General features: G+C 70.0%; 10 protein-coding genes and 1 pseudogene. 4 read left to right on the top strand and 7 right to left on the bottom strand.

The window, feature by feature from the left end; translation table 11 throughout:
* The coding region (locus G3I65_RS13800; protein WP_203612378.1) for an IMP dehydrogenase at nucleotides 1-424 on the top strand (424 nt) is incomplete at its 5' end.
* A gap of 58 nt (nucleotides 425-482) precedes the next feature.
* On the opposite strand, the gene G3I65_RS13795 is transcribed toward G3I65_RS13800, so the two are convergent.
* Nucleotides 483-1,775: a PhoH family protein gene (locus G3I65_RS13795; protein ID WP_160696460.1), complete on the bottom strand. Its 1,293-nt coding sequence runs from the start codon at nucleotides 1,773-1,775 to the stop codon at nucleotides 483-485.
* A gap of 724 nt (nucleotides 1,776-2,499) precedes the next feature.
* On the opposite strand from G3I65_RS13795, the gene G3I65_RS13790 reads away from it, so the two are divergent.
* A complete protein-coding gene (locus G3I65_RS13790; RefSeq protein WP_160696459.1) occupies nucleotides 2,500-2,745 on the top strand; it encodes a hypothetical protein in 246 nt (81 codons plus the stop codon).
* A 50-nt stretch (nucleotides 2,746-2,795) separates the two neighbouring features.
* On the opposite strand, the gene G3I65_RS13785 is transcribed toward G3I65_RS13790, so the two are convergent.
* A complete protein-coding gene (locus tag G3I65_RS13785) occupies nucleotides 2,796-3,572 on the bottom strand; it encodes an isoprenyl transferase (protein WP_163046682.1) in 777 nt (258 codons plus the stop codon).
* Between the two features lie 112 nt (nucleotides 3,573-3,684).
* Between G3I65_RS13785 and G3I65_RS13780 the strand changes: the two genes are divergently transcribed.
* The gene (locus G3I65_RS13780) at nucleotides 3,685-4,326 is read left to right on the top strand and encodes a hemolysin III family protein (RefSeq protein WP_160696461.1); all 642 of its coding nucleotides are present in this window, start codon (nucleotides 3,685-3,687) and stop codon (nucleotides 4,324-4,326) included.
* Between the two features lie 66 nt (nucleotides 4,327-4,392).
* Here the strand turns inward: G3I65_RS13780 and G3I65_RS13775 are convergent, their stop codons facing one another.
* A complete protein-coding gene (locus G3I65_RS13775; RefSeq protein WP_160696458.1) occupies nucleotides 4,393-4,866 on the bottom strand; it encodes a carboxymuconolactone decarboxylase family protein in 474 nt (157 codons plus the stop codon).
* A 289-nt stretch (nucleotides 4,867-5,155) separates the two neighbouring features.
* Here G3I65_RS13775 and G3I65_RS13770 point away from each other — a divergent pair, with 289 nt between their 5' ends.
* Nucleotides 5,156-6,022 carry a PRC and DUF2382 domain-containing protein gene (locus tag G3I65_RS13770; protein ID WP_160696457.1) on the top strand — a complete coding sequence of 289 codons (867 nt, stop codon included), beginning with the start codon at nucleotides 5,156-5,158 and terminating at the stop codon, nucleotides 6,020-6,022.
* Nucleotides 6,023-6,069: 47 nt separating this feature from the next.
* Here the strand turns inward: G3I65_RS13770 and G3I65_RS13765 are convergent, their stop codons facing one another.
* The 4 genes and pseudogenes from G3I65_RS13765 to G3I65_RS57265 all read right to left on the bottom strand — a co-directional run.
* Complete coding sequence (locus G3I65_RS13765) at nucleotides 6,070-6,528, bottom strand: hypothetical protein (RefSeq protein WP_160696456.1); 459 nt, start codon at nucleotides 6,526-6,528, stop codon at nucleotides 6,070-6,072.
* 102 nt (nucleotides 6,529-6,630) lie between these two features.
* Nucleotides 6,631-8,520 carry an acyl-CoA dehydrogenase gene (locus G3I65_RS13760; protein WP_160696455.1) on the bottom strand — a complete coding sequence of 630 codons (1,890 nt, stop codon included), beginning with the start codon at nucleotides 8,518-8,520 and terminating at the stop codon, nucleotides 6,631-6,633.
* 114 nt (nucleotides 8,521-8,634) lie between these two features.
* Entirely contained in the window at nucleotides 8,635-9,192 is a 558-nt protein-coding gene (locus tag G3I65_RS13755) for a hypothetical protein (RefSeq protein WP_160696454.1), read from the bottom strand.
* Nucleotides 9,193-9,279: 87 nt separating this feature from the next.
* Nucleotides 9,280-9,411 (bottom strand): annotated as a pseudogene (locus tag G3I65_RS57265) (thymidylate kinase); the annotation flags it as partial.

The raw sequence follows: 9,411 nt of genomic DNA, 5'->3' as shown, positions 1-9,411 counted from the left end.
CCGCCACCCGCGCGACGTCGCGCTGGCGCTGGCCGCCGGCGCGTCCGCGGCGATGGTCGGCTCGTGGTTCGCCGGCACCTACGAATCCCCCGGCGACCTGCGGTTCGACGAGCAGGGCCGGCCCTACAAGGAGTCGTTCGGCATGGCGTCGAAGCGCGCGGTGGGCGCGCGGACGCGCACCGACAACTCGTTCGACCGCGCGCGGAAGGCGCTGTTCGAGGAGGGCATCTCGTCGTCGCGGATGTCCCTCGACCCGCAGCGCCCCGGCGTCGAGGACCTGCTGGACTCGATCGGCTCCGGCGTCCGCTCTTCGTGCACCTACGCGGGCGCCCGCACCCTGGAGGAGTTCCACGAGCGCGCGCTGCTGGGCGTCCAGTCGGCGGCCGGCTTCGCGGAGGGCCGCCCCCTCCCCTCCGGCTGGTGACCGCGGTCGTGAGTGTTCAGTCGGGTTCTAACCCGACTGAACACTCACGACCCCTGCGTCAGCCGTGGTCCTCCAGCATTTCGGTGACCAGGGCGGCGATCGGCGAACGCTCCGAGCGCGTCAGCGTGACGTGCGCGAACAGCGGGTGGCCCTTCAGCTTCTCGATCACCGCCGAGACACCGTCGTGGCGGCCGACGCGCAGGTTGTCGCGCTGGGCGACGTCGTGCGTGAGCACCACCCGGGACGCCGTGCCGAGCCGCGAGAGCACCGTGAGCAGCACGTTGCGCTCCAGTGACTGCGCCTCGTCGACGATGACGAACGCGTCGTGCAGCGAGCGGCCGCGGATGTGGGTCAGCGGGAGCACCTCGAGCATGCCGCGGTCGAAGACCTCGTCGAGGACCTCCTGGCTGACCAGCGCGCCGAGGGTGTCGAACACCGCCTGCGCCCACGGCTGCATCTTCTCGCTCTCGGACCCGGGCAGGTAGCCGAGGTCCTGCCCGCCGACCGCGTAGACCGGGCGGAACACCACGACCTTGCGGTGCTGGCGGCGTTCCATCACGGCTTCCAGGCCGGCGCACAGCGCGAGCGCCGACTTGCCGGTGCCGGCCCGGCCGCCGAGCGACACGATGCCGACGTCGGAGTCGAGCAGCAGGTCGAGCGCGACGCGCTGCTCGGCGCTGCGGCCGTGCAGGCCGAACGCCTCGCGGTCGCCGCGGACCAGCCGGATGCGCTTGTCCGCCGTGATCCGCCCCAGCGCGCTGGACGTGCCCGCGAGCAGCCGCAGCCCGGTGTGGCAGGGCAGCGCCGCCAGCTCGTCCATGCCCCACTCGACGGGGTCGACGGTGCTGCCGCCGAACAACGCGTCCAGCACCTCCTGCTGGACGTCGACGTCCGCCATGCCGGTCCAGCCGGACGGCGTCACCTCCTGCGCGCGGTACTCGTCCGCCTCGAGACCGACGGCCCCGGCCTTGACCCGCAGCGGGATGTCCTTCGTGACCAGCGTGACCGCCGCGTTCTCCGCCGCCAGGTTGAGCGCGCAGGCGAGGATGCGGTGGTCGTTGGAGTCGGTCCGGAACCCGGACGGGAGCACCGACGGGTCCGAGTGGTTCAGCTCCACCTGCAACGTGCCGCCGTGGTCCCCGATGGGGAGCGGCGCGTCGAGCCGGCCGTACTGGCGGCGCAGGTCGTCGAGCATGCGCAGGGATTCCCTGGCGAACCAGCCGAGCTCCGGGTGGTGGCGCTTGGCCTCCAGTTCACTGATCACGACCAGCGGAAGCACGACGGCATGCTCGGCGAAGCGGGTGACCGCCCACGGGTCCGACAGGAGGACCGACGTGTCGAGCACGTACATGTGCTGCTGGGATTCGGGCGAGGTCGAGGCTTTCTCCGGGCCAGGAACGGCACCGGTCGAAGAGTGGCCAGAGGCCTTACGGGGCAAACGCTGCGCAGTCACGACGGCATCTCCCTCGAGGGCGTGTGCACCTCACGCCCGCACTCGCTGGGCCGGGCACCTCCCTGGCTGGACCACTCCTCCTGACCGGTGGGTCAGGTGGCGCGGCCACGAGGGCCGGGTGCCGGCCCCCTCGTGCGTCTCGTGGGCGGCTGCGCCGCCCCCTCGATCACCGTCACGACCAGGGCCTCCCGCGAAGACCCGCACGGAACGCGTGTCCTCTCTTCGGAAGGTACCCACGAATGCCGGATCGCGCAGGGAGCCAACACGGTGATTCGCCAGATCGTCACCTCACTGTCGGTCGTCCGACATCGACGTCCCGTGACGGCTACCGTGGGTCACCGGCCTCTCGATCGATGCACACACGTCGGAATGATCTTGGCAAAATTGCTGACCCGTTGTATTCACATGATCGATTGACGGGCTTTTACCACGTTCGGGTATCCCGCGCATTTTGCGCCACCCAGAGAGAACCGGTCCGAGTGAAAGCGCCTGCTACAGGCTCACACAATGGGCGTACAAGCCGTACGAGCCGTCCGTTAAGCGAGTAATTTTCTTGCTGCGGGACACACCACCGGACCCCCGGTGCCCCGGATCCCAACAGTTCTACCTAGGAGTGTGCGAAGTGCTGAAGAAGGCTGGTTTCGTCGCCGCCACCGCTGCGGGTCTCATGATGATCGGCAGCACCGCGTTCGCCGCGACGGGCGACACGACGGGCACGCCGGACCCGACGTTCGGCGACGCCTACGCCACGTTCATCGAGGGCGGCGGCGCCCTGGGCTACGGTGCGGCCTCCCTGGTCGCCGGCGCCTACACGGGCATCGCCACCACCCCGGCGCTGATCCTGCACTCGCTGGAGCACCACCACTGAGTGTGACGCGCGAAGGGCCCCGGAGTCCGCTCCGGGGCCCTTCGGCGTGTTCAGGAACCGAACCGCCGGTGCCGCCAGGCGTAGTCGCGCATGGCGCGCAAGAAGTCGACCCGGCGAAATGCCGGCCAATACGCTTCGGTGAACCAGAATTCCGAATGCGCGGATTGCCAGAGCAGGAATCCGGAAAGCCGTTGTTCTCCCGAAGTGCGGATGATGAGGTCCGGATCCGGCTGCCCCGACGTGTAGAGGTGCTCGGAGATGTGGTCGACGTCGAGGATTTTCGCCAGCTCGTGAATGGTCGTACCCTCGTCGGCGTGCTGGCGCAGCAGCTTGCGCACGGCGTCCGCGATTTCCTGGCGCCCGCCGTAACCGACCGCGACGTTGACCTCCATCCCGCTCCGTCCCTCGGTGCGCGCGGCGGCTTCGCTGAGTCGCTTGGCGACCTCGCTGGGTAGCAGGTCGAGCGCCCCGACGATCCGCAGCCGCCACGACGTCCCCGGCCCGGCGAGCTCGTCGGTGACGTCGGTGATGATCTTCAGCAGCGGCGTGAGCTCGTCCGGATCGCGGTTGAGGTTGTCGGTCGAGAGCAGCCACATGGTGACGACCTCGACGTCGGCCTCCTGGCACCAGCTCAGGAAGTCCGCGATCTTCTTCGCGCCGGCCCGGTGGCCGTCCGCGACGTCCGTGAAGCCCGCTTCACGAGCCCAGCGGCGGTTGCCGTCGAGCATGATCGCGATGTGCCGGGGATGCCGGCCCGCGGCCTGCTGGATGAGGCGTCGGCCGTAGACGCTGTACACGACGTCGGACAAGAAGGAGCGCACACTCACGTCGAAGCAGCCTACGCACCCGATGTGAGGCGCGTGACTGAGCACTGCTGGAGAACCTACGCTCCCGTAACCTGGAAGGGTGAGCCTGACGACGGAACCGCCCGAGCCGGTGGTGGACCACCGCCCGCGCCTGCGCGGCCACATCCACTTCTGGACCTTCTTCGGCGCCCTCGCCGCGGCGGCGGCGCTGATCAGCCTGGCGGCGTCGACGGTGTCCCCGGTGGCGGCACTCGCGACGTCGGTCTACGGCCTGACCGTGCTCGGCCTGTTCGGCGTGAGCGCGCTGTACCACCGCCGGTTCTGGAGCCCCCGCGCGTACAAGTGGATGAAGCGCGCGGACCACTCGATGATCTTCCTGTTCATCGCGGGCACGTACACGCCGTTCACGCTGCTGGCCATGTCCAAGCCGACGGGGTACGTGATCCTGTCGATCGTCTGGGGCGGCGCGATCGCGGGCGTGGCGCTGAAGATGCTGTGGCCGCACGCGCCGCGCTGGCTCGGCGTGCCGATCTACATCGCACTCGGCTGGGTCGCGGTCTTCGTCTTCCCGGAACTGCTGTCGCACGCCGGCGTCGCGGCGTTGGTCCTGCTGTGCGTGGGCGGCCTGTTCTACACGCTCGGCGCGGCGTTCTACGGCTTCAAGTGGCCGAACCACTGGCCGGAGACGTTCGGGTACCACGAGTACTTCCACGCGTGCACGGTGCTGGCGGCGGTTTCGCACTACATCGCGATCTGGCTGGCCATGTACGCCTAGGGCCTGCCCCGCCGAGCAGGGCCTCGCTCGCACTCCCCGGCGAACGAAGCCCCTCGGCGGCCGGCTTCAGCCGAACATGCCCGGCTGGTACTCGCCCGCCGGGTTCTGGACGATCACGTTCAGGCGGTTCCACGCGTTGATCATCGCGACCAGGGAGATCAGCGCGCCGATCTGCTCGTCGTCGAAGTGCTTGCGGACCTCCGACCACGTCGTGTCGCTGACGCCGGTGTGCGCGTCCGCCAGGCGGGTCGCCTCCTCCGTCAGGGCCAGGGCCGCGCGCTCGGGCTCGGTGAAGACCACCGCTTCGCGCCACGCCGCCACCATCGCCAGGCGGACCGCCGTCTCGCCCGCGGCCGCCGCGTCCTTCGTGTGCATGTCGAGGCACATGCCGCAGCCGTTGATCTGGCTGGCCCGGATCTTCACCAGTTCCTGCGTCGCCTTCGGCAGCGAGGACTCCTCGACCGGGCGGGACGCCGCGATCAGGCGCTTGACGAACTTCGAGGTGACCTCGTTCTCGAACATGTTGAGCCGCGCTTCCATCGTTCTTCCCTTCGTTCGGTTCACAGACATGACGACGGGGCCGCGGGCGTTGTGACAGCGGCTTGAGTGGCGCCGGTCACATCCACACGTTCGCGTCACGCGAGCCTCGTCGCCCACGCGCGGAACAGCGGGCCCGGCCGCGGCGGGCACCACGGACTGGCCCGCCGGCAGCGTCTCAAACCAGCACGTTCGGGTGTCACCCACGGGGACACCACGATGGTTGCCGTGATCACCGGGCGGGCAGACCGTTGGCCAACGGATCCAACGTGCGAAAGGAGCAGCCACGACCATGCAGCCGCAGGAACTCATCGACAGTGCCGTGGTCGACCCGGCGGGCAACAAGCTCGGCAAGGTCGGCACCGTCTACCTCGCCGACTCCACCCACCAGCCGGAGTGGATCACCGTCAAGACCGGTTTGTTCGGCACGAAGGAAAGCTTCGTCCCGCTCTCCGGTGCGCACACCGACAAGGACGGCGTGCACGTCCAGGTCGACAAGGACGCCGTCTCCGACGCGCCGCGCATCGACGCCGACGGGCACCTTTCGCCCGAGGAAAGCACGCAGCTCTACCAGCACTACGGCCTGCCCGTGCCGCGGACCTCGCCCGACGGCCGGATGGGCGACCGGTCGCAGGGCCGCGATCCGGCCATGGGCGGCACCGGCCGGGGCAAGGCCGGCACCGACGCCGCGGGCCAGGGCAAGCACGGCATGGACGCCGGTGGCCGCGGGAAGCCGGGCATGGACACCGCGGGCCAGGGCAAGCACGGCATGGACACCGCGGGCCGTGGCAAGGCCGGCGAAGGCATGATCCGGTCCGAGGAACGGCTGAACGTCGGGACCGAGCAGGTCGAGACCGGGCACGTCCGGCTGCGCAAGTACGTCGTCACCGAGGACGAGCAGGTCACCGTCCCGGTGCGGCACGAAGAAGTGCGCGTCGAACGCGAGCCGATCACGAGCGCCGAGGGCGAGGTCGAGATCGGCGAGGCCGAGCAGGACGTCACCCTCCACGCCGAGAAACCCGTGGTGCGCAAGGAAACCGTGCCGGTCGAACGGGTGCGGCTGCGGACCGAGTCGGTCACCGACGAGGAGACCGTCACCGGCAAGGTGCGCAAGGAGCAGTTCGAAGTCACCGACGACGAAGGCAAGCGCCGCCGCTGAAGCCCCGCGGCGGGTGGCCGGTCCCCGATACCGGCCACCCGCCGCGGTCACGAATTCGCGTGCTGGAGGCGGGGCAGGCCCGCGATCAGCCGCAGCCCCTTCTTCCGCATCGACGGTGGGAACGGCGGCATCGACAGGGCCAGCACCTGGTCCCAGCCGTGGATGCGGAGCTCGAACTTCACCAGGAAACCGCCCGTCGGCTCGGTGATCGCGACGTGCGTGCGCGGCACGCCGAACAGCGCCTTGCCTGGGCCGCCGGTGTGCACGTCGGCTTCGAAGAACAGCAGCTGGCGGTCGGTCAGCAGCAGGTAGAGCTCGCGCTGGGACGTGATCGAGAACATCGTCCCGCCGCTCAGGACCGCGGTCGCGACGCTGAGCGCGAAGTGCTCGCCCAGCACCTTCCGCAGCGAGCCGACCTTGGCCATGGCGATCACTTCGGGCGTTTCGCCCGGTTGCATCATCGGTGCGGCGGTTTCGAGCAAACGTCTTTCGCGGCGTGCGCCCATCGCGGGTCCTTCGGGGAGTTCGGGAAGCGGACGCGCAAGGCTAGATCCCCGCTACCGCCCCGTTTCCGCCGCCCCACCGAAGGATCCGCGCAAAACGTCCATTCAGGACTTGAGCATCGGCGCCGCCAGGAACTGCTCCGGGATCGCGAAGGCGTCCACCAGGGTTCGCGCGTGCGGGCGCAGCTGCGCGCACAGGCCGTTCACCGCCGCGGTGACAGCCTTCCCGCGCGACGCCGTCAGGCGGCCGTGGCCCAGGAACCACGCCAGGTCCTCTTCGATCGCCGACAACGCGTACAGGTCGCAGACGCGCTCCAGCAGCGTGCGGGCGTCCGGGTCTTCGCAGCGCTCGATCGCCGCCACGAACGCCGACAGGACCAGGCGCTCGACGTGGACGCGGCCGGCGCGCAGCACGTGGTCCTGCGCCGAGTTGAACACGCCGAACGGGTCCGAAGCCGCCTTGCGCAGGCGTTTCGCCACGCCCTCCACGACGTGTTCCTCGCGGTCTTCGAACAGCCGGAGCTGCCACTCGCGGCGGAAGAAGACCTCCGCGTCGGAACCCTCGGTCAGCGCCTCGACGGCCTTGCGCGCCGACGTGCGTTCCAGGACCGCGCTGACCACCTGCTCGGCGAAGAACCGCGCGGTCGCCAGCGGCGAAAGATCTTGGAAGTCCTGCTTGTAGCTGGTCAGGAGCCCCTTCGCGACCAGCTGCAGCAGCACCGTGTTGTCGCCCTCGAACGTCGTGAAGACGTCGGTGTCGGCCTTCAGCCCGGGCAGCAGGTTCTCCGCCAGGTAGCCCGCGCCGCCGCAGGCCTCGCGGGCCGCCTGGATCGTCGCGGTCGCGTGCCACGTGTTGAGGGCCTTCATGCCGGCCGCGCGCGACTCCAGCTCGCGCTGTTCTTCCTCGGGCGCCGACGAGTCGATGTCGTGCAGCTTCGACACCAGCTCTTCCTGCGCGAAGTGCAGGGCGTACGTCTTCGCCAGCGCCGGCAGCAGTTTCCGCTGGTGCGCCAGGTAATCGAGGATGACGACCTCGTCGCCGTCCGGGGTCGCGAACTGGCGGCGGTGCTCGCCGTAGCGGATCGCCAGTGCCAGTGCGCGTTTCGTCGCGCTGCCCGCGCTGCCGCCGACGCTCACCCGGCCGCGGATCAGCGTGCCCAGCATGGTGAAGAACCGGCGGCTGTCGCTCTCGATCGGGCTCGTGTACGTCCCGTTCTCGTCGACGTCGCCGAAGCGGTTCAGCAAGGCCTCACGCGGGACGCGGACGTGGTCGAAGCTCAACCGTCCATTGTCGACTCCGTTGAGGCCCGCCTTCGGGCCGCAGTCCTCGATGGACACCCCGGGCAGCGGTTTCCCTTCCGGGTCGCGGATCGGCACCAGGAACGCGTGCACGCCCCGCGACTCGCCGCCGGTGATCAGCTGCGCGAACACCACCGCCATCCGGCCGTCGCGGGCCGCGTTGCCGATGTATTCCTTCTGCGCCATGGGGTCCGGCGTGTGGACGACGAACCCGCCGTCTTCGAAGGTGGCCGTCGTGCGCAGGTGCTGGACGTCGGAACCGTGCCCGTGCTCGGTCATCGCGAAGCAGCCGAGCAGGTCGAGGTTCACGATCGAGCGCAGGTACCGCTCGTGGTGCCGCTCGGTGCCGAGCAGCTGGACGGCGCCGCCGAACAGTCCCCATTGGACACCGGCCTTGACCATCAGGGACAGGTCGCCGTAGCCCAGCATCTCGAACGACGTCACCGAACCGCCGACGTCGCCACCGCCGCCGTACGCCGGGTCGAAGCCCAGGCCGGGCCGGTCGGTCGCGGCGAGCGCGCGCAGCTGGTCGAGGACCTGCGCGCGGTGCGGCTCGGTGGCGAGGTCGATCGGGTCCCGGAACTCCGTGCCCGCCATCTGCGCCCGCACCCCGCGGCGCAGCTCCGCCCAGCGACCGTCGAGCACGGCGGTCAGCGAGTCCGGGTCCACTTTCGACGGCACTTCGGGGACGTCCACGGCTACCTCCGGAAGGACTGACGGCAGGCTTCCTACTCGTTGGTAGTAAGCCTGCCGCAGCCCCGGCGGCCCCGCAGGGTCAGAACCGCGGGAGACCCCTAAACGTGGACTTCTTCACGCCAGGTCCGGGCCCTTCGAGCGCAGGTCGTCGACCTTGCTCATCGCCTCGCGCAGCTCGCCCAGCCAGGTGTCGGCGTGCTCGCCCACCAGCCGGACCGCCCACGCGAGCGCGTCCGACCGGGAGCGCGCGACACCCGCGTCGACCAGCGTGTCCAGCACCAGGCGCTCCGGCTGCCGCAAGCGGGTCATCACCGGGGCCGAATGCGTCGTGAACAGCGCCTTCGTCCCGCCGAGACGCGCACCCCACGCCACCTTGCGCTGGTAGCGGTGCTCCGCCTGGCGCGCGATTTCGATGCGCTCGTCGCGCGTCTCCTCGCGGAACCGGCTGATCCGCCCTTCCTCCGCCGCCGCGCGGGCCGCGTCGTCGGCGTGCTCTTCGGTCAACGCCGGCAGCTCGCCGACCACGATGATCTCCTCGCGGTCGACCGTCACCTCCGCGGCGCCGGTGAACCAGCCGTCGGGCAGGCGCCCGCCGAACCAGGCCGCCGCGTCGTCCGCCGAAGGCACCTCGGCCTGCTGCCAGCCCCGGCCACCTCGCCAGCCTCGTCCCATGTTCGCCACCTCCGCGATTACATGATTACAACGCTACTGACGCTACGCCGAAGACAAGAGCAACAGGGACGCGTTCACCCAGGGCGATCAGAGCTGAGCGGTCAGCGCCTCCGCCGACGTGACCGGCCGGTCGCAGACGTACCCACGGCAGACGTAGGCCGCCGCGGCGCCGTCGACCAGCGGGCGGTCGGCCAGCAGGGGGACGCCGGGCGCGTCCGG

This window comes from Amycolatopsis sp. SID8362, assembly GCF_010550475.1.
In the GTDB taxonomy this organism is placed as follows: Bacteria; Actinomycetota; Actinomycetes; order Mycobacteriales; family Pseudonocardiaceae; genus Amycolatopsis; species Amycolatopsis eburnea.
The sequence above is the reverse complement of the archived record's forward strand: the minus strand, read 5'-3'. Positions and strand labels throughout refer to the sequence as shown.